Raw genomic sequence first — 19,872 nt, 5'->3', positions numbered from 1 at the left:
AAACCTCTTAATCATTGAATTCTAGTTTATATGGATAGTGATTTTTTCTCTTTTCCACTGGCGGAAGTTCCATATAGTTACCATACATTTTTCTTAACTTTTTATCTTCGCATGCTGGCAAAGGCATCTTGACATCCTCAAAATCATATATCTGTAAAGGAAATGCCTCTTCTTTAACCATTATGTGCCAATATGGATTAGTATCAAACAAAAATGCCATTCTCTTTGTTTCTTTGTCATTATACATATTAGCTATCTCAAGACATTTTCCTGCAATCCATTTATGAGATATTCTGAACACAACCATTCCCGCATGGATAAGTCCTGTAACTGCATGTGTAAGCTTTGCCTTAAAGCCTTTATAAGGAAGCACAGGAAATGCAACATGTCTTAATATAAGTACTTTGCTCCAGAACCATGCACGTTTTGCCTGTTTCTTTAACTCCTCATCACTGTCCGGAATATTATCATATGGATATATGTCAAGGAATATTCCTAATTCGCATTTCAGATTTTTCAATGGCTCTTCAACAAATTTAGTTCCCTTTAACATAAGTCTTGTCGTCATGAGTGGATAGTTTTCCATAGTCTCAACATTAGCTATAGAATATTTATCACTATAATCTCTTTTAAAGACTTCTATCATCTTGTTAAAATCTTTTCTTGGCAGGACAACATCAATATCATCATCCCATGGAATAAATCCTTTATGTCTTAATGCTCCAATTCCTGAACCTGCATCGCCAAACCATGTAAGATTATTCTCTTCACATACCTTAATAAAATCCTTAAGTATTCCCAATTCGGTCTGCTGTACTTTTTTCAAAGTTGCTTCATCGTATTCCTTCATTGTTAATTATTCCCTTTTACTTGATATTATTTGACTTTTCACTGCTGCTGTATAACTTAGTCAATATACGTGCTATACCAGATGGCCAGAACTTACGATACATTGCATAATCTTCTTCTGATCTTTTACTGTCATGTATTATCTTAGATGTCTCTGAGTCTTCATGTATCCTGTGATATGTGAGAATCTTGTTACAGAATATAAATTCTCCATCTAATTGTGAAATTCTTTCCTCTGCCTCCCAGTCTTCATTAGATCTGAAACCATTTAAGAACACTGGTTCCATAAGGTTTGGTTTATAGTATGTTATAGACGGGCAGCATATTGGGGAACCCATAGAAAGTACTCTTCTTCTTGCAAATCTGCTTCCCCACATTGACTTAGGCCTCAATATGAATAACATGATCCTCTTAATTCTTAATAATTTGTTGGATTCAACCATCTTTCCATCACGAATTTCTGCATAATCTGTAAAGAAAATTAATGGTTTTTTCGCGTTCTTTGTATATGCCATAAGATTTTCTACATATGAAGGATTATACTTATCATCCTGGTGTGCAATAGTCACATAATCTGTTTCAGCTTTAGAATACGCAAAATTCCAGTCCTGTGTAATTCCATGTTCCCCATGATTTACATATACTTTCAGATTATATTTTTCTGCAATATCATCAATATACTTACTTGGTGTTGCTGTAGCTATCAATATATCAGACTTAACAGTCTGATTTATAAGAGATTGTATACACTCTTCAAGATATGGACTCTCTTTATACGCACATATTGCAAATGTGTGATTAGTATTTATGTCCTTATTCATAACTATTTCCTTCCTTAGCTTACTTTTTCTCTGACATATTATTTCTTACAGCTATTTCCTCTGTAAGATTTCTTAATTTGTCTTCAAGAACTGATATCTTAATAGACATAACGAATACCCTTAATATTAACAGGAAAATAACAACAACAAATACAAAATTAACATCTGCCTGAAATCCTAAAACATCTGCTCCCCAGCTTGCGATTCCCGGAAACACACTTAATAGCACCAGCACGAGTGCAAAAAATATCCAGAAAACAGTGTCATTAATATTCATCTGTGATTTTCTTAACTTTCTTGCAATATAAAAGCATGTAAGTATCGAAATAACTATTAAAACAACTTTTAAACTTAATGTCATACTTACAGCCCTCTCTTTCTAAACCACTGTACAAAAAGTATAGATGTAGTCATATTAAACATATACTTCATACTGTTTATTGGATTAAGATAACTTTCTCCAGCAATTCTCTCGCTCATCTCAACCTGATATTCGCCAACTTTAGCCCCACATCTTGTAAGATATGCCACAGTATCTGGTTCTGGGCCAAAGTTCATGCTTGTAGCAAGTTTGTGAATCATTCTTCTGTTAAACATTCTCATTCCTGATGTTGGATCTTTTATTCTCTTATGGCATGTAACAAGTATACAGAATTCAATAAGTCTGCTTCCCAGCATTCTTGCGGTAAATGGCTTCTTCTCTGATGCAAATCTTGAACCTATGACAATATCAAGATTGTCCTTTTCAGCCATCTGCTCCATCCCTTCTATGAACTGTGGATTATGCTGACCGTCCCCGTCAAACTGGATTGCATAGTCATAATCATTAGTCAGTGCATACTTCATACCAGCCTGAAATGCACCTGCCAGGCCAAGATTAATAGGAAGATCTACCAGATTATATCCATGTTCCCTGCATAATTTAGCAGTGTTATCTCTTGAGCCATCATTGATAACAACATAATCCAACTGCCCATAGTTATTGATAAGATTATCAACCACTCTGACAATATTCTCTTCCTCATTGTAAGCTGGAATAACAACCAGTACTCTCTTATCCATAAAATTCCTCTTTCTAATTAAAGATACTCATTCTTTCCTTCTTCACGAAGCTTTGCAAGTACCTGCTTGATTTCTCCTGCATTCTCTTTAGTTGTAATAAGAGTTGCATCTTTAGTATCAACAACAACGATATCTCTTAAACCAACTGTGGCAATAAGTTTTTCGCCACCTTCTATTACACAGCCCTTAGTATTAACCGCAACTACATTGCCGTTGATTACATTGCTGTTGTCATCATTCTTCTTAATTCTTCCAACTGCAAGCCATGAGCCTACATCATCCCAGCCGAAATTGCCTGGAAGCGTATAGATAGAATCTGCCTTCTCCATAATACCGTAGTCAACTGACTGTGACTCAAGATTAGGGAATTCTGCCTCAAGTACTGCATTTTCATCTGCTGTTCCCACTGCTGCCTTAATCTTTAATAAGCCTTCATATGTATCCGGCATGAACTTCTTAAAGCAGTCTAATATTGTAGATACCCTCCATACGAACATTCCACTATTCCACAGATATGTTCCATCTGCAAGGTATGTTTTAGCTGTCTCAAGGTCTGGCTTCTCGACGAACTTTTCAACTGAATAAGCATTATTCTTCTTGTCAGCCTGATTATACTTAATATAACCATAGCCTGTCTCTGGATAGTTCGGAGTAATACCTACTGTTACAAGGTTAGCCCCCTCTTCTGCAATCTGAACAGCTTCTTTAAATGTATCTGCAAACACTTCGTTATTCTTAATAAGGTGGTCTGATGGAAGTACTATCATAACTGCATCATCATATTTGCTTGCAACATGAACTGCTCCAAGACCTACACATGGTGCTGTATTTCTTCCAACAGGCTCGCATAAGATATTTTCCTCTGGAATACCCGGAAGCTGCTGCTTTACAAGTTCTCTGTAGTTCTTATTAGTAGCAACATAAACATCCTTAATATCAACCAATGGGCTGATTCGCTCTACCGTGAGCTGTATCATAGTCTTTCCGTCATCTGTAAGAGAAAGGAACTGCTTTGGCATATTAACACGGCTCTTTGGCCAGAAACGCTCTCCCTTACCACCTGCCATAATAAGTGCTGTAGTCTTCATAAATTCCTCCTTGTTCTGCCATATTGTTTTAACCATCAATTACGACATCTGTCTGTGCATCATAATATTTACCATCAGCTCTGATAGCACATCTATATGTGCCGCTTTCCATATCTGTTGTATCTATCCCACAAAAAAACGGTGCGTAGTTAATATTCTTATCTGCACCTTTTCTTAAATGAAATACTCTGTCACATACTGACTGTGCCTTAATCTTATAACAATTCTGTTCATTCCACAGAAAAATTACGGGATTATAATACACTTTATTTCCATTATATGCAAATCCCCTAAGCTGCATATCATCATGATATCCTGTTTCTGTCACCTTAACTGTAGGTGATACTTCCATATATCCAGCAGCCGGCCTTAATCTGTCAGCTTTCTGAGGTTTTCTGTATATTACAGAATATATCTCATCTCCGAATCTGTAGTTATTCTCCGTCTGTGTAAGAAGCGGACTATAGAAAGGGTCATATTTCTCAAGCTTGGGATGTTTTTCATATACCATATCCCTGGCATACATATTACGTCTGTTCTTTTCTTCATCCACCTCATCATCACCTCTTGAGAATGATTCATGATGAAAAAGAACAACATCATTTCTTAAGACATTGTAATATCCCTGTTCATACAGAGTCAGGCATATATCAACATCATTATGTGTTACTTCAAATGCTTCATCAAATCCACCAGCTTTATTGAATTTAGCCTTCTCAAGCATAAAGCATGCTCCTGTAACACACAGACAGTCATAATCAGCATAATTTCTGTAAGCCTTGATATTATCATCATCAACTGCCTTGGCATACAGATGTGCAAAACAGCTTGATTCATAATTAATTACACCTACATGCTGGATATATGATGAGTCCGGATACAGAAGCTTTGCACCAACCGCGCCGGTACTTTCCTGCTTTGCCTGTCCGGCTAGTACTGAAAGCCAGTCTGTATCTTCATAATCCTGTCCGATTATTTCAATATCATCATTAAGAAATAATAACATGTTTCCAGTCGCTTTCTTTGAACCTATATTACACATTTTAGAAAAATTGAAATCAAATCTTTCGTATGTGTACGAAGCATTTTCTCCAAATTCAGCTATCAGCTTTTTATATTCATTTCTGTTGTCTTCATTACTCCCATTATCAATAACAACAATTTCATATTTCGTGTATTTCGTGTATTTTTTTATACTTTCAAGACAAACCTTAAGAATTTCCGGGTTATCTTTGGACGGAATAATGATGCTGACACAATCATTCTCAGAAAGAGGATAATGTATATGCTGTACATTTTTATTATGTTTATCAGTAACCACACATACATTTTTGTTCTTTAATTCAGGCAGCAAACATTTATACTCAGAAATATCTGATTCTTCTTTATAATCCGCCTTTTTATGAGCAAGAATCTGATGAATGTGTCCAACATTCTCTACTGAATTATCTGATAACAGGAACAATGAGGTCTTGTAACTGTCAAACTTACTATCAGAACCAAAATTATCTATAAACTCTTTCATTTTATGAAGAAAAAACTGTTTTCTCACGACATACACATTGCCAATATAATTGAATGAGAGCAGTGTGTTCCATGAATAATCAGGTTTACAATCTGGATTTTCCCGTTTACCATTGTCATTAATAATGTCTGAGTCACTATAAATGTATTTTATATTTCTACCTGCTTTTTTCTGAATCAATATATAATGAGACACTTTTTTCTCATAATCATCACACAATCTGTAATCAGCACTACACAATGCAGCATATTCTGCAGAAACTTTTTCTACCGCTTCCATCACTTGCTTTACAGTACTATTTTCTTTAACAGATACTACCTGAACACATTGATTTTCTGATATGGCATTCTGTCTTGGTTCTACATTCTTTATATATGACTGATAAACCTTTTCATCAGTCATATTCTCACGCATTTTCTGCCCTAACGCATACTTGAATGTAAGAAAACCCTCTCTATTGATTATCTCAAATGCTCTTGTTAAAAACATCAATTCTCTCCATGAATTTTCTTTAACCTCTCACTGACAATATCCGCAGAACGCTTATACGCCAGATGTTCCTTAGCATATTTCTGACCATTCCCAGCAATTCTTTCGTAGAAATCCTTGTCCTCATAAAGCCTTCTCATATAGTCTGCTGCCTCATCAACATGTGCATCAGCCCATACATTGCCCTTCTTGAACGCTCATAATCCTTATCAAGCTCTATCATGTCGTAACCGACCATGCATGCTGTGTCACTGTTCATAAACTCTGTATTGCCCGACCAGTCAGTTGCAATAACCGGTGTACCAACATACATTGACTCAGCCATAACAAGTCCGAAGCCTTCAGAACGGTGAAGTGAAACATACACATCCACATCGGCAAGAAGTGTATTAACCTCACATCTTCCCATATGACCGCACATATAATAAATGTTGTCGCAGTCCTCTATTACAGAACCAATGATTTTTTCATCTTCTGCAGATAATTCTGCCTCGCTTATCTTGATAACAAGTCCGACATCCTTATACTTTTCTTTCGTCTGCTCATCTTTGCAGAACGCTTCTTTAAAAGCTTTAATTGCAGCAAGCGGATTCTTTCTTTCCATAACGCTTCCACTGTTATACATTACAAGGAACAGGAACTTATCTTCCGGAAGATTAAAATGCTTTCTGTCAAACTTCACAGTATCCGTCTGCGGTGCAACACAATGCGGAACTGTTATTACAGGCTTGTCTGTGTATTTCTTCAAAGTATTCGTAACGAAATCCGACGGTGTCCAGACTTCATCAACAAGCTTGAATGCCGGAAGCCACTCTTCTGGAAATGTCTCCAGCTCCCATGCCCAGTATCCTATGTTATATCTGTAATCCCATACTTCTTTTCCAAGGCTTAAATATGCTACCATGAATTCACTTGCATTAACATGAATAATATTAACATCATACGGAAGCTCTTCCGTAAGTCTGTCATCGTAAGTATCATTGCTTCTTGAACCTCCTGGCGGAACAAAGAAATCTCTTATAACATGAGGTTCTTGATTCTCATCAAGCAGCCTGCACATGATTCTTGCGCTCTGTCCAAGTCCGTTATCGCCCTTAATATTACCTATTATATTGGCACCACATTTGTATCTTCCTGCCTCATATTTCTCAATAGAGTCTGCCGACAGCTTGTCTGTGGCATTATTAATTATTCCTGCTTTCATCTTACTTAATAGCTTCATAGGAATAATCTTGGTCAGCACTGGTCTCAATGCTTCTCCCGTATTAAGAAAAAATTTTGATAAACCCATATAAACCTCAACATTCTATCTGTTATTCATCTGGCTGTTAATAAAGTCTCTCACCATACCACCAAGTCTTTCCGGGGTATACTTGTCCAACGCATGTCTGTATGCATTCTCATCAACAAGTCCAGAATTAATCTTCTTATCTATATTCTTCATTCCATTCGCAAGACTTATAACCTTATCATCATCATCACCGGCAAGACTGAATCTTTCCACACAGTCACCTACTACCTCGTCAAATATTTTAAGATTACTTGCAAGTATTGGCTTATTATGCTTCATAACCTCTAATATAGGCATTCCGAAGCCTTCTGCCATAGAAGGAAACACAAAGCATGAACAGTTGTTATACAGGTCATATCTTGTAGTGTGTGACACATATCCAAGATAGGTAAGACCTTCAACCTCTGTAAGTGCAGTCTCAAGAAGCTGTTCAATATCATCCTCCTGCATCTTACCGGCAAGAATAAGAGGTCTTGTTCCGCCTTCTTCCCTGTATCTTCTGTACGCTTTAATAAGGATATCAACGCCCTTACGCTTCTCCATATTACCTATATACAAGAAATAATTCTCATCCTTAGGCGGTACATATCTTGTAAGCGGATTAGATATAATGTAGGCATTGCAGCTTGGAATCTTCTTAGCCTTTGGAAAATACATCTCTGTATCATCCTTAGTCTGCTCCGAATTATACAGAATCATATCTGTATGTCTTAAAGTCACACCAAGATTAAACTTAAAATAATAGCTGTATATTTTCCCAAAGTATCTTACATACTGAATAGGAAACATATCGTGTATTGTGATAAGTGTCTTAAAGCTTCCACCGAGATTAATAGGAATAATCGAATTAACCTCCCAGAATATATCCGGCCTCACCTGCTTTAATTCTTTCTTAATAAATGCAAAATATGCATACACACCCGCACTTCTATATACAGGCTTTCCCCATTCAATAACCTTGATTCCTCTAGCCTCAAATCTCTTAATATATTCACTCTCTTTAACATCTGTAAAGAGAACCCATTCAAATTCATCATATGTTATGAGCTGTTCTAAGAAGTCATTAAGATACATGCCCACACCACTTGGTCTGCTGCCTAAAGTTCTTGCATCAACAGCAATCTTTAATTTCTTCATAACTGTATTCTCTGCCCCCAATAAATAATCTTTCATTCTATCAGAGTATTTCCATAATATGCATGTTCAAACTATCCCTGTAATAAAACATGTTTCTTTTGATTTTACCATATTATAGATATAATTGCTATACATTATTTTCTACACACAAATACACCAGCCTCTTTGGTTATTGTCATAGGTTTCACAAGCTTTTTCTCTACATATTTTTTAAAATCTGTATACTTATCCACAAGGTACTCTTTCTGATTGCCATGACATGATAGTATATAATCTACCAGCGGTTCTGCTTCATCAACAACAAGCGCATCTTTATAATCTCTTCTCTCAACATCTGAAAAATGTTTTTTTAATATCTTATCTCCATTATCAAGTCCGAATTTTTCAAAAAGCTTATCTGCTTCAAGTGCAATTCTCTTATCGTATCCCGACACAAGGCGGCTTATCTCCTGCATATGCCTGCTGCCATATGTACTGCACACAAGCACTCCTCCAGGCTTTAACACCCTCACAATTTCATCAAGTGCCTTATTGACATTTTTACAATAAAACAGCACATGATTAGCAATCACCAGATCATACGATTCATCTTTTGCCCATGTCTTTTCGCATGAAGCCACTTTGAACCTGAATGATACATCAATATCTCTTTCCTTCCAGCTCTCTGTTGCTTTTTTTATATTTCTTCTCGCATCACTTATCATGCCTTCTGATATATCCGTAAGCTCTATATATATGTTTTTTTTCTTCCCTGAGAATTCATTTCTCTTTCCTGTCATGGCAAGCTGACCTATATTGTCAACCCACAATGTTCCATCACCACACCCAATCTCAAGAATTCTCATCCCCTTAACAATACCACACTGCTCATATACCCACGGAAACCATCCCTGTTTATTAACTGAAAACCTGTTATGAAGATTAATTCTTGCAGATATATTTCCCGCATTAATGTACTGATTCTTCATGCTGTCTTCCATATTAGTAAGATGGATAATCTCCAGCATATTACTCCAGTCAACTCCTTTTCCCTCTTTAATAGAGTCTTCTGTTTCTTCAATAGCTTTACATACAAGCTGCATCTGTGCAATCTTGTCCTGAATCATACGCTTCTGAAGTTCAAGTGAATTCTTAAGCACATGATAATCTGAATCACCAATTGTCATATTTCTTATATCATCCAGTGTAAATCCAAGATATTTAAGCAATAATATCTGCTGTAACCTTGTAAAATCTGAATCCGTATAAAATCTCACTCCCTCATCAGTAAGAAGTGAAGGCTTTAATATGTTCTGCTGGTCATAATATCTTATAGTCCTTACTGAAACATTTGATTTCTTCGCAAATTCGCCTGAAGAATAATACCCGTCTTTATGCATATATTACTCCTTGTAAAAATTTTTCAAAAAACACTTGAAGGTGACGTTACGTCATCTTTTATTATATACCTGACTTAAAAAATGTCTACTTGAAAATTAACATAACATTTTAACAAACAAGGAGGAACTTCAATTATGAAGGGTATTATTTTAGCTGGTGGTTCTGGCACACGCCTTTACCCACTCACAATGGTAACTAGTAAACAGCTTCTTCCAATCTATGATAAGCCAATGATTTATTATCCACTCTCAGTTCTTATGAGTGCTGGTATCAGAGATATTCTTATCATCTCTACACCACAGGATACTCCTAGATTCAAAGAGCTTTTAAAGGACGGAAGCCAGTTCGGTGTCAACCTTACTTACGCTGTACAGCCAAGCCCGGACGGACTTGCACAGGCATTTATTATCGGTGAGGAATTCATCGGTGATGACACTGTTGCCATGGTTCTTGGAGATAATATATTTGCAGGTCACGGTCTTAAGAAGAGACTTAAGGCAGCTGTTGAGAATGCTGAATCAGGAAAGGGTGCAACAGTATTTGGCTACTATGTTGATGATCCTGAAAGATTTGGTATTGTTGAATTTAATAATGAAGGAAAGGCTGTCTCTATCGAAGAAAAGCCAGCGCAGCCTAAGAGCAACTACTGTGTAACAGGTCTTTACTTCTACGACAACAAGGTTGTTGAATACGCTAAGAACTTAAAGCCATCTGCAAGAGGCGAGCTTGAGATTACCGACCTTAACCGTATCTACTTAGAGAAGGGTACTTTAAATGTAGAGCTTCTCGGTCAGGGATTCACATGGCTTGATACAGGAACACATGAAAGTCTTGTAGAAGCTACTAACTTTGTTAAGACTGTTGAGACTCATCAGCACAGAAAGATTGCATGTCTTGAAGAAATCGCTTACTTAAACGGCTGGATTAACAAAGATGACGTCCTCAAGGTATATGAAGTATTAAAAAAGAACCAGTATGGTCAGTACTTAAAGGATGTCTTAGACGGCAAATATGTTGACAAGCTTCATGAATAATTAAGTACATTTAGTTAAAACATTTTTCATATAAGAACACATTTTAAATATTAAGGAGATTAATTATGACAATTATTGTTACCGGTGGAGCCGGATTTATCGGAAGTAACTTTATATTTCACATGTTAAACAAATACCCAGACTACAGAATCATCTGTCTTGACTGCCTCACATACGCAGGTAATCTTTCAACTCTTGAACCTGTTATGTCTAACCCTAACTTCAGATTCGTTAAGGAAAGCATCACAGACCGTGAAGCTGTTTACAAGCTTTTCGAAGAAGAGCATCCAGATATGGTTGTAAACTTCGCTGCTGAGTCACACGTTGACCGTTCTATCGAGAACCCAGAAGTTTTCCTTACAACTAATATTCTTGGTACACAGGTTCTTATGGATGCCTGCAGAAAGTACGGTATTCAGAGATACCATCAGGTATCTACTGATGAAGTATACGGCGATCTTCCACTTGACAGACCTGACCTTTTCTTCACAGAAGAGACTCCAATCCATACATCAAGCCCATACAGCTCATCAAAGGCTGGTGCAGACTTACTTGTTCTTGCATACCACAGAACTTATGGACTTCCTGTTACTATTTCAAGATGCTCTAACAACTATGGACCATACCACTTCCCAGAGAAGCTTATCCCTCTTATGATTGCTAATGCTCTTAACGATAAGCCACTTCCAGTTTATGGCGAAGGTCTTAACGTTCGTGACTGGCTCTATGTTGAGGATCACTGCAAGGCTATCGACCTTATCATCCACAAGGGACGTGTTGGTGAAGTATACAACGTTGGTGGACACAACGAGAAGAGAAATATTGATATCGTTAAGCTTATCTGCAAGGAGCTTGGCAAACCTGAATCACTTATCGTTCATGTAGGTGACAGAAAGGGACATGATATGCGTTACGCTATCGACCCAACTAAGATTCACAATGAATTAGGATGGCTTCCAGAAACTAAGTTTGAAGATGGTATCAAGAAGACAATTCAGTGGTATCTTGATAATAAGGAATGGTGGGAGACAATCATTTCTGGCGAATATCAGAACTACTATGAGAAAATGTATAGCAACCGCTAATTAACACATTTATTCTGTAAGGAGATTTGACATGAAGATATTAGTTACCGGCGTTGGCGGTCAGCTTGGCCACGACGTTATGAATGAACTGATAGGCAGAGGTCATACAGGCGTTGGCAGCGACATCGCACCTGAATATTCAGGAGTTGCTGATGGAAGCGCTGTCACAACAGCCGAATATGTACCTATGGATATAACTGATGCTGCTCAGGTTTCTGAAGTTATCACTAAGGTTTCACCTGATGTTATAATTCACTGCGCAGCATGGACAGCCGTTGACGCTGCTGAAGATGATGATAAGAAAGCCAAGGTGAAGGCTATCAATGCAGATGGTACTCAGAATATTGCCAATGTCTGCAAACAGCTTGACTGCAAGATGGTATACATCAGTACTGATTATGTATTTGATGGTCAGGGCGAAACACCTTGGGAACCAGACTGCAAGGACTACAAACCTCTTAATGTATATGGAGAGACTAAGCTTGCCGGAGAACTTGCTGTTTCTAACACTCTTGATAAATACTTTATCGTGCGTATTGCATGGGTATTTGGTGTTAATGGAAAGAACTTTATTAAGACTATGCTTAATGTTGGAAAAACTCATGACGAGGTTCGTGTTGTCAACGACCAGATTGGTACACCAACTTACACATTAGATCTTGCAAGACTTCTTGTTGATATGGTTGAAACTGACAAATACGGTTATTACCATGCAACTAATGAAGGTGGATACATTTCATGGTATGACTTTACTAAGGAAATCTATGCACAGGCAGGTCTTTCTACTAAGGTTACACCTGTAACTACTGCTGAATATGGCATTTCTAAAGCTGCAAGACCTTTTAACAGCCGTTTAGATAAGAGTAAGCTTACTGCTAACGGATTCACTCCGCTTCCAACATGGCAGGATGCTCTTCACAGATTCTTAAAGGAAATCGGTGAGATTTAATATTTCAAAGGAGATTTTATCATGGGACAGATTACAATTGAAAAGAATGTCGCAGGTATCGAAGGACTTTGTGTCATCACTCCTGCTGTTCACGGCGATAACCGTGGATATTTTATGGAAACATACAGCCAGCGTGATATGGAAGAAGCTGGTATCAATATTAACTTTGTTCAGGACAACCAGTCTATGAGTACTAAGGGTGTTCTTCGTGGTCTTCACTTCCAGAAGCATTTCCCACAGACAAAGCTTGTAAGAGCTATCAAGGGAGCCGTTTTTGATGTAGCTGTTGACCTTCGTACAGACTCTGAAACTTATGGAAAGTGGTATGGAATCCTTCTCACAGAGGAGAATAAGAAGCAGTTCCTTATCCCTAAGGGATTTGCACATGGATTCCTCGTTCTTACTGATACAGCGGAATTCTGCTACAAGTGCGATGACTTCTATCATCCTAATGATGAAGGTGGTCTTGCATGGAACGATCCTGCAATCGGCATTGAATGGCCAGAGCTTACTGGAACTTACAATGGCTCAGCTTCAGGCGAAGGCTACGCTTTAAACGATGGAACAAAACTTAACTTAAGTGATAAGGACCAGCTTTGGGATACACTTGAGAACACATTTAAATTCAACTAAATAAAATAGGAGATTGGTGCTTTTCGCTATTGATACTTGGTTGTTGCTGCAATTTGCTATCGATATTAGGGAAAACCTACTAATCTCCTGTTTTTTTCTTGTTTAGTATGTCTTTTTTGTCATTGTTAAACTTAATTGACAAGATTTCACCTACCACTCTACACTTTTTCATCATTTGTGTAGGTCTTTTCTCTCCACTTTTTATCTGCTGCTATAGAATTGAGCTACTTTTACCAAAAAAAGACCTACTAACGCACCATATTGGTAATTGTTAGTAGGTCTCGTCCCATATCTTATTCAATTATTCCCTCAAAAAGACCCACTCAATCTACACAATTATCTTAGTTAGTAGGCTTTTTGCCAAAATCAGCTGCAGTACATGTATTCGCTAAACCCACCCAGCAACTTCCGCAACTTCAATGTTCCCCAGGATGATACGTAGGAACAACTTCTTTTATAAGTTCACGGATATTACCAGTTTCTGAATAAGCTTCTTCCTTAAGCTTCTCAAGGTTATCAAAGAAATTCTCTTTATCAAACTCAATTGGTTTTCCAATGTGGATAAGCTTGTTATCCGTCTCCTGAAGACCTTCTTCTTTCATAAGAAGCTCTTCGTAGAGCTTTTCGCCAGGACGGAGTCCTGTGTATTTAATTTCCATATTGACGCCAAGTGTATAACCTGACAGTCTGATAAGGTTCTTTGCGAGATCATCAATCTTAACAGGCTCACCCATATCAAGAATGAATATCTCTCCACCTTTGGCATATGCACCTGCCTGAAGAACAAGTGAAACCGCCTCTGGTATAGTCATGAAATATCTTATAATATTAGGATCTGTAACCGTAACCGGTCCACCAGCCTCAATCTGTCTCTTAAAAAGAGGAATGACTGAGCCGTTACTTCCAAGTACATTACCGAATCTTACAGCAACGAAATCTGTCTTGGATATCTCGTTATATGTCTGGACAATCATCTCACAGATACGCTTTGTTGCTCCCATTACATTAGTTGGATTAACAGCCTTATCTGTACTTATCATAACAAACTTCTTAACACCATACTTATCAGCCATTCTTGCAACATTCCATGTACCGACAACATTATTCTTAACAGCCTCATCAGGACTGACTTCCATAAGCGGTACATGCTTATGTGCTGCTGCATGATATACAATGTCAGGTTTATACTGTGCAAATACGCTTTCAAGTCTTGAAACATTTCTTATTGAACCAATAAGAGTAACAACATTGGCATCAGGATAATTAATCTTTAATTCCTGCTGAATATCATAGGCATTATTCTCATATATATCAAATATAATGAGTTGCTTAGGCTTGTGGCTTACAAGCTGGCGGCACAGCTCTGAACCAATAGAACCGCCACCTCCTGTTACCATAATAACCTTATCCTTAACATAACCCATGATAGATTCAATGTCTACTTCAATCGGGTCTCTTCCAAGAAGATCAAGCACATCAACATTACGGATAGAGTTAACATTAATCTCTCCATCTACCATCTGATATACACCTGGCAGAATCTTAAGAGTACAGTCAGTCTCTTTACAAATGTTTAATATATCCCTTTTAACTTCATTAGACGCTGATGGAATTGCAAATATAATCTCATCAATATCATAAAGCTTTGCTGCTTCCTTAATCTTGTCCCTTGTTCCTATAACCTTAACGCCTCGTATGTATTTACCAACCTTGCGGCGGTCGTCATCAATAATACATGCAATATTAGAGTTGGCAAGATAGCTCGAATTCTGTATTTCTCTCATAATGACATTAGTTGCCTCTCCGGCACCAATAATCATTACATTGTTGGAAGTCTTAATATTTCTGTATTTGTTAAGAACAGTTCTTATCATTCTGTACATAAAACGACTTGCGCATATTGCAATAATAAGGTATATTGCCGCATTAAAATAGCAGCTCCTAGGAAGCATATTACCAACAATCTTATTGCTTAAGAAATGCACTACTTCTACAGTAATACACGCTTCAGCAATCCTGTACACCTCAGCTATACTCGCATACTGCCACAGACTGTGATAAAGTCTGAACAGCCAGAATATAAGCAGAGACATTATCGTGTACGGAAGCACGTTCTCTACATAATTACTAATATACTGAGGTTCTATAGATACAATACCTACATCAAATCTCATAATAAGCGACAGATATACGCATGCATTCAGTAAAAATGTATCTGTTAAAAACAAGAAAAATCTTCTTACCAGAAGCTGTATTCTGTCCTTTTTAGTCTCACCCATCATATGTTCCTCGTTTCTTTAGCAGGCTTTTTAGCAGCTAACCCACATACTGTACCAATTCCATAAGAAATATGCAACAGGAAAAATAAAAATGGCAGTGCAAAACATGTTTTATTGCGCTCCTTTTTTGCTCCTATTACTGCAACAATCGACATAACTACTGCCAACAGACAGTATGCTCCCCACATAAGTCCTGTAAGACCGTATACAATACGCGAAAAAAGCGACTTCACAGCAAGTAGCTTACATGACACACTTGCAACTGTTGTAACAATAATAGCCATGACAAAAGCCCACGGAACAAAATGATATATAGAAAGGCATCCTGGACATACCTTGCTTGTCTTTCCAATCCAGTATCCATTAGCATATTTCTGCTTAAGCATCTTAGGAAGCGAACTTCTTGTATGCTGGTATGATATTATATCCGGACAGAACCTTAATTTAAACCCTGCTTTTCTCATACGGTAATGAATTTCATTATCCTCAGTTCTCGCAAGAGACTCATTATAATGTCCGATTTTATCAAAAACCTCTCTTCTATATGCAGCATGGAACAATGATTTCATATATATCTTTTCTCCTGTTCCATTACCACCATTACGGTAGGGTGCTATGCTTGAACCAAACATAGAACTCTCGGCAAGAAGAAGTGTATCCTTCCATGGTGTCTCTTCATCAACTATATTAGGCCGGACACCGCCAACAACCATCTCGCCTTCTTCTAAAACTTTAACATTCTTGCTGACGAAATCCTCTGGAATATGTGCATGCGCATCGACTCTTATAACAGCTTCCCCTGTATAATTATCAAGCAGCACGTTCCATCCGCACGGAAGTGTCTTCTTAGGATTATCAAGCACAACTATCTGTCTTGCTCCCATCTTATTCTCATCTGCGAACTTCTGCATAACAGCCTTAGTTCCATCAGTTGATGCCGAATCAACAAGTACAACCTCCATAAAATTATGGTCATAATCCTGTCTGCTTATGTCATCAAGAATATTCTTTATCGTATTCTCCTCGTTATATGCAATAACGGCAATCGTAATAAACATAATCTACCTACTTCTTAATAGTCATTTTTTCACTGCCAACAACAGATGTAAATGTATCCCATAATACAGATGCATCCGCCTGCACGCCAAAATGTTTCATACTCTCAAGGTTATAACGCATCTTTGCTGGTAACACTTCATTAATATATATATTATCAGTGCTTTCTTCATCAACAGCCTCGCCAAGAAGCTTGTCCTCATCCTTATAGGCAATGCTTGTCCTTGATGTTAGTCCGGCAGGAAGAAGAAGTGTCGCATACATCTCCTTAGTGTACTTCTTAACATACTTAGGAACCTCTGGTCTTGTTCCAACAAGAGTCATATCACCGGCAAGTATATTAAAAAGCTGAGGAAACTCATCCATTCTGTACCTGCGTAAAAATGCACCAACCTTAGTAATTCTTGAATCATTATCTACAGTTACAGCAGCACCTAACTTGCTTGCGTTATCAACCATAGTTCTGAACTTATATATACGGAAAATCTTTCCGTACTGTGTTACCCTTGCCTGTCTGAAAAACACTGGTCCCGGTGAGTCCAGTCTTATTGCAAGTGCAATTATACCCATTGGAATAATTAGGACTGCCAGCATAATGCCTGCAACAACCACATCAAATGCTCTCTTCACCTTAAGCCACATTCTGTGCTTCATAAGTATATTGTAGTATTTTCTGACTTCCTTAGTTCTCATCTCATCAGGAAGAAGTCGCCATGGTCTTAATTCCATCGTATCAATCCCCTCTTAAATATTGATAAATAATCAGTAATACATGTCCGATTATTTCAATCTGTTAAACTGTTCGATAACATATTCAACCTGCTCATCTGTCAGACATGTGTGCAGTGGAAGTGTTATCTCGTTATGGTACATATTATATGAATGTGGGAAATCCTTAATATCAAATCCCATGTTCTTATATGCTGTATGCATTGGAAGCGGCTTATAATGTACATTAGTTGCTACACCTGCCTCGGCAAGTCTTGTAATCAGTGCATTACGCTCCTCAACATCCTTTCCAAGAAGTCTTACAAGATACAGATGACCACTTGAAGTATATTCATCTGTAAAATGCTTCATAATATCCACATCATCAGCTGCAATCCCTTGTGTGTATCTCTCAATAATATCTCTTCTTCTCTTAAGAAGTCCCGGATATCTCTTAAGCTGTACAAGTCCAATAGAAGCCATGATATCAGTCATATTACATTTGTAATAAGTTCCTTTGATATCATATTCCCATGCACCAAGCTTAGTCTTTGCAAGCGCATCCTTAGACTGACCGTGAAGTGAGAAAAGCATTATCTGCTTATAGATATCCTCATCATCAACCCCAGGAACACTTCTCCATGTAAGAGCTCCGCCTTCTGCTGTTGTAAGGTTCTTAACTGCGTGGAACGAAAAGCTTGTGAAATCAGCCTTCATACCGCTCATAACACCACCCTCACTTGCACCGAACCCATGTGCAGAGTCAGCAACTATAGCTACTCTTCCGATTGCTTCCTGTAATTCATTCCCTGGCTTGAATATATCCTTCTTACTCTCTACAATGTTTCTTATCCTGTCATAATCCACCATAACCCCGCCAATATCTACAGGTATGACTGCCTTGGTATTCTCATTAATTGCAGCCTCAAGTGCATCATAATCAAGATGATATGTGCCCTTTTCTACATCAATAAGCACAAGCTTTGCATTAACATGTGCAACAACACTTGCAGATGCAGTATAAGTATAAGCCGGCACGATAACCTCATCGCCCTCGCCTATTCCAAGTAAACGGAGTGCAGTCTCAAGACATGCTGTAGCTGAATTAAGACATGCCGCCCTGTTACATCCTACAAACTGAGCAATATTTCTTTCAAACTCTTTAGTTCTTGGACCTGTTGTAATCCATCCCGATCTGAGTGCTTCGGCAACTGCCTGAATCTCTTCCTCTGTTATATCCGGTGGTGAAAATGAAATATTCATAATTAATTATCTCCTCTTCGTAGTATATCCAATCCGCGAAACTTATACCCTCGTATCTTTCGATTTTATCACAGACCGCACATTTTATCAATTAATTCTCTCCTGTGTCTGTTTTGTGCTATAACAGTTTTTAATTTATCTATATTCTTAGCTGGAACCCACGCCTTTCCCGCATTATAATACTGGTTAATTATCTTCCAGAATTTCTCTGGAAAACTAAGCAAGGCAACGAGCATCTCAATGTCAGTATCGTCAAGCGGCTTACAACGGTCATATTCATCCACAAGCCTGTATGCAACATTAATGTCCCAATCGTGTTTCTCCATAACCTTTCTGAGAAACTGATAAAGGTCCACAACCTGACAGTCATTGTGACATTTCTCAAAATTAGTAACTGCATCACCTCCGATTCCAACATCAAGAAAAATGTTATGATAATTGTAGCTTCCATGAATAAGCTCATTAGTCTGCTCCATCCGGTTAAATCTTTCATCAAACATCTTAGATTGTACCAACTCACTGGCGGCAAGTGCCTCCCTGTAAAATCCATCTATCGCAGCAAGTGCAATCTGTTCAAATTCATTCTTTTTCTTCTTGCCCCTCATATAATTGGCAGCCTTCTTTATCTCTTTCGTATGCCTGTCAAAATTCTGCCTGATTCCAGTTCCTTTATCAAACTTCACATATATATTCTGTCCGCAGCTCTCGCTCGCAATCAACTCCGCATTCTGACACTCAGCCTCCATCTCAGCAAGCGCCATGCACTCCCACTGCCTCATGATATTCTGTCCTGCATCATCACGGACATATTTAATGCCTTTGGAAGATACCACATTTAAACAAATGTGTAATCTTGCCAGCGTTCTTACCGCCTCAGTTACATCATCTACAGATTTTACATCACATTCTCTTCCTCCAAACCAGTTCTTCACGACATATTTACGTCCGTCATCACCAATAGTGAATAACCCGCCATCCTTATTTCTTATATATGTATCAACACTTTCAAATCCAGCCTTACAGACTGCATTAGTCACAGCCTCGTCGCGGTAATAAAACCCATCATTTCTTGTACATTCAAGAAAAAGCCGGCATCCCGCATCAGTAAACAGAATTACCCCTCCACGCCCCTTAATCATCTTCTTAACTTGCATATCATAAGCCTTAAGACATTCCAATGATTTATCGTTCATAATCTCCCCCGTTTCTGTACTTGATACAGA

19 protein-coding genes are annotated in these 19,872 nt (G+C 37.9%); 4 read left to right on the top strand and 15 right to left on the bottom strand.

Going from position 1 to position 19,872, the window contains the following annotated elements:
- Positions 1 to 7: 7 nt before the first annotated feature.
- From DW963_RS04875 to DW963_RS04835, 10 genes are all read right to left on the bottom strand, one after another.
- Positions 8 to 850, bottom strand: a complete 843-nt coding sequence (locus DW963_RS04875) for a LicD family protein (protein WP_117914070.1) — start codon at positions 848 to 850, stop codon at positions 8 to 10.
- 16 nt (positions 851 to 866) lie between these two features.
- On the bottom strand, positions 867 to 1,670 hold the full coding sequence (locus DW963_RS04870; protein ID WP_199669358.1) for a glycosyltransferase family 2 protein: 804 nt from the start codon (positions 1,668 to 1,670) through the stop codon (positions 867 to 869).
- Positions 1,671 to 1,689: 19 nt separating this feature from the next.
- On the bottom strand, positions 1,690 to 2,031 hold the full coding sequence (locus DW963_RS04865; protein ID WP_117914069.1) for a DUF2304 domain-containing protein: 342 nt from the start codon (positions 2,029 to 2,031) through the stop codon (positions 1,690 to 1,692).
- Positions 2,032 to 2,033: 2 nt separating this feature from the next.
- Positions 2,034 to 2,732, bottom strand: a complete 699-nt coding sequence (locus tag DW963_RS04860; RefSeq protein WP_117914068.1) for a glycosyltransferase family 2 protein — start codon at positions 2,730 to 2,732, stop codon at positions 2,034 to 2,036.
- A gap of 17 nt (positions 2,733 to 2,749) precedes the next feature.
- The gene (locus tag DW963_RS04855) at positions 2,750 to 3,820 is read right to left on the bottom strand and encodes a mannose-1-phosphate guanylyltransferase (protein WP_117914150.1); all 1,071 of its coding nucleotides are present in this window, start codon (positions 3,818 to 3,820) and stop codon (positions 2,750 to 2,752) included.
- Positions 3,821 to 3,848: 28 nt separating this feature from the next.
- On the bottom strand, positions 3,849 to 5,834 hold the full coding sequence (locus tag DW963_RS04850; RefSeq protein WP_117914067.1) for a glycosyltransferase family 2 protein: 1,986 nt from the start codon (positions 5,832 to 5,834) through the stop codon (positions 3,849 to 3,851).
- Positions 5,834 to 5,974, bottom strand: coding sequence for a hypothetical protein (locus DW963_RS13260; RefSeq protein ID WP_158568616.1), 141 nt, complete (start codon positions 5,972 to 5,974; stop codon positions 5,834 to 5,836). The genes DW963_RS04850 and DW963_RS13260 overlap by 1 nt, the downstream gene beginning before the upstream one ends.
- On the bottom strand, positions 5,971 to 7,125 hold the full coding sequence (locus tag DW963_RS04845; protein ID WP_117914066.1) for a glycosyltransferase family 4 protein: 1,155 nt from the start codon (positions 7,123 to 7,125) through the stop codon (positions 5,971 to 5,973). The genes DW963_RS13260 and DW963_RS04845 overlap by 4 nt, the downstream gene beginning before the upstream one ends.
- 15 nt (positions 7,126 to 7,140) lie before the next feature.
- Complete coding sequence (locus DW963_RS04840) at positions 7,141 to 8,298, bottom strand: glycosyltransferase family 4 protein (protein WP_117914065.1); 1,158 nt, start codon at positions 8,296 to 8,298, stop codon at positions 7,141 to 7,143.
- Between the two features lie 98 nt (positions 8,299 to 8,396).
- A complete protein-coding gene (locus tag DW963_RS04835; RefSeq protein ID WP_117914064.1) occupies positions 8,397 to 9,641 on the bottom strand; it encodes a MerR family transcriptional regulator in 1,245 nt (414 codons plus the stop codon).
- A gap of 135 nt (positions 9,642 to 9,776) precedes the next feature.
- On the opposite strand from DW963_RS04835, the gene rfbA reads away from it, so the two are divergent.
- The 4 genes from rfbA (at position 9,777) to rfbC (ending at position 13,343) form a co-directional block, all read left to right on the top strand.
- The gene (gene rfbA / locus DW963_RS04830; protein WP_022099218.1) at positions 9,777 to 10,676 is read left to right on the top strand and encodes a glucose-1-phosphate thymidylyltransferase RfbA; all 900 of its coding nucleotides are present in this window, start codon (positions 9,777 to 9,779) and stop codon (positions 10,674 to 10,676) included.
- Between the two features lie 65 nt (positions 10,677 to 10,741).
- On the top strand, positions 10,742 to 11,761 hold the full coding sequence (rfbB, locus tag DW963_RS04825) for a dTDP-glucose 4,6-dehydratase (protein ID WP_022099217.1): 1,020 nt from the start codon (positions 10,742 to 10,744) through the stop codon (positions 11,759 to 11,761).
- A gap of 31 nt (positions 11,762 to 11,792) precedes the next feature.
- A complete protein-coding gene (rfbD, locus tag DW963_RS04820; protein WP_117914063.1) occupies positions 11,793 to 12,710 on the top strand; it encodes a dTDP-4-dehydrorhamnose reductase in 918 nt (305 codons plus the stop codon).
- Between the two features lie 21 nt (positions 12,711 to 12,731).
- Positions 12,732 to 13,343, top strand: coding sequence for a dTDP-4-dehydrorhamnose 3,5-epimerase (gene rfbC, locus DW963_RS04815; RefSeq protein ID WP_117914062.1), 612 nt, complete (start codon positions 12,732 to 12,734; stop codon positions 13,341 to 13,343).
- A 416-nt stretch (positions 13,344 to 13,759) separates the two neighbouring features.
- Here rfbC and DW963_RS04810 read toward each other — a convergent pair whose 3' ends face one another.
- From DW963_RS04810 to DW963_RS04790, 5 genes are all read right to left on the bottom strand, one after another.
- Positions 13,760 to 15,622 carry a polysaccharide biosynthesis protein gene (locus DW963_RS04810; protein WP_117914061.1) on the bottom strand — a complete coding sequence of 621 codons (1,863 nt, stop codon included), beginning with the start codon at positions 15,620 to 15,622 and terminating at the stop codon, positions 13,760 to 13,762.
- Positions 15,622 to 16,680: a glycosyltransferase family 2 protein gene (locus DW963_RS04805; protein ID WP_117914060.1), complete on the bottom strand. Its 1,059-nt coding sequence runs from the start codon at positions 16,678 to 16,680 to the stop codon at positions 15,622 to 15,624. Before DW963_RS04805 ends, DW963_RS04810 begins: the two co-directional genes overlap by 1 nt.
- Before the next feature lie 7 nt (positions 16,681 to 16,687).
- Complete coding sequence (locus DW963_RS04800) at positions 16,688 to 17,407, bottom strand: sugar transferase (RefSeq protein WP_117914059.1); 720 nt, start codon at positions 17,405 to 17,407, stop codon at positions 16,688 to 16,690.
- Between the two features lie 51 nt (positions 17,408 to 17,458).
- Positions 17,459 to 18,649: a DegT/DnrJ/EryC1/StrS family aminotransferase gene (locus DW963_RS04795; protein ID WP_117914058.1), complete on the bottom strand. Its 1,191-nt coding sequence runs from the start codon at positions 18,647 to 18,649 to the stop codon at positions 17,459 to 17,461.
- A 68-nt stretch (positions 18,650 to 18,717) separates the two neighbouring features.
- Entirely contained in the window at positions 18,718 to 19,842 is a 1,125-nt protein-coding gene (locus DW963_RS04790) for a YutH/CotS family kinase-like spore coat protein (RefSeq protein WP_147347578.1), read from the bottom strand.
- Between the last annotated feature and the right edge of the window lie 30 nt (positions 19,843 to 19,872).

Source organism: Eubacterium sp. AM46-8 (genome assembly GCF_003466705.1).
Taxonomy (GTDB): domain Bacteria; phylum Bacillota; class Clostridia; order Lachnospirales; family Lachnospiraceae; genus Lachnospira.
Note: the sequence above shows the minus strand (reverse complement) of the source record. Positions and strands in the feature narration are given on the sequence as shown.

Coding starts and splice junctions, on each gene's coding strand:
- DW963_RS04875 (WP_117914070.1), bottom strand. CDS start 850: ATGAAGGAATACGATGAAGCAACTTTGAAAAAAGTACAGCAGACCGAA.
- DW963_RS04870 (WP_199669358.1), bottom strand. CDS start 1,670: ATGAATAAGGACATAAATACTAATCACACATTTGCAATATGTGCGTAT.
- DW963_RS04865 (WP_117914069.1), bottom strand. CDS start 2,031: ATGACATTAAGTTTAAAAGTTGTTTTAATAGTTATTTCGATACTTACA.
- DW963_RS04860 (WP_117914068.1), bottom strand. CDS start 2,732: ATGGATAAGAGAGTACTGGTTGTTATTCCAGCTTACAATGAGGAAGAG.
- DW963_RS04855 (WP_117914150.1), bottom strand. CDS start 3,820: ATGAAGACTACAGCACTTATTATGGCAGGTGGTAAGGGAGAGCGTTTC.
- DW963_RS04850 (WP_117914067.1), bottom strand. CDS start 5,834: ATGTTTTTAACAAGAGCATTTGAGATAATCAATAGAGAGGGTTTTCTT.
- DW963_RS13260 (WP_158568616.1), bottom strand. CDS start 5,974: ATGAGAAGGCTTTATGAGGACAAGGATTTCTACGAAAGAATTGCTGGG.
- DW963_RS04845 (WP_117914066.1), bottom strand. CDS start 7,125: ATGGGTTTATCAAAATTTTTTCTTAATACGGGAGAAGCATTGAGACCA.
- DW963_RS04840 (WP_117914065.1), bottom strand. CDS start 8,298: ATGAAAGATTATTTATTGGGGGCAGAGAATACAGTTATGAAGAAATTA.
- DW963_RS04835 (WP_117914064.1), bottom strand. CDS start 9,641: ATGCATAAAGACGGGTATTATTCTTCAGGCGAATTTGCGAAGAAATCA.
- rfbA (WP_022099218.1), top strand. CDS start 9,777: ATGAAGGGTATTATTTTAGCTGGTGGTTCTGGCACACGCCTTTACCCA.
- rfbB (WP_022099217.1), top strand. CDS start 10,742: ATGACAATTATTGTTACCGGTGGAGCCGGATTTATCGGAAGTAACTTT.
- rfbD (WP_117914063.1), top strand. CDS start 11,793: ATGAAGATATTAGTTACCGGCGTTGGCGGTCAGCTTGGCCACGACGTT.
- rfbC (WP_117914062.1), top strand. CDS start 12,732: ATGGGACAGATTACAATTGAAAAGAATGTCGCAGGTATCGAAGGACTT.
- DW963_RS04810 (WP_117914061.1), bottom strand. CDS start 15,622: ATGGGTGAGACTAAAAAGGACAGAATACAGCTTCTGGTAAGAAGATTT.
- DW963_RS04805 (WP_117914060.1), bottom strand. CDS start 16,680: ATGTTTATTACGATTGCCGTTATTGCATATAACGAGGAGAATACGATA.
- DW963_RS04800 (WP_117914059.1), bottom strand. CDS start 17,407: ATGGAATTAAGACCATGGCGACTTCTTCCTGATGAGATGAGAACTAAG.
- DW963_RS04795 (WP_117914058.1), bottom strand. CDS start 18,649: ATGAATATTTCATTTTCACCACCGGATATAACAGAGGAAGAGATTCAG.
- DW963_RS04790 (WP_147347578.1), bottom strand. CDS start 19,842: ATGAACGATAAATCATTGGAATGTCTTAAGGCTTATGATATGCAAGTT.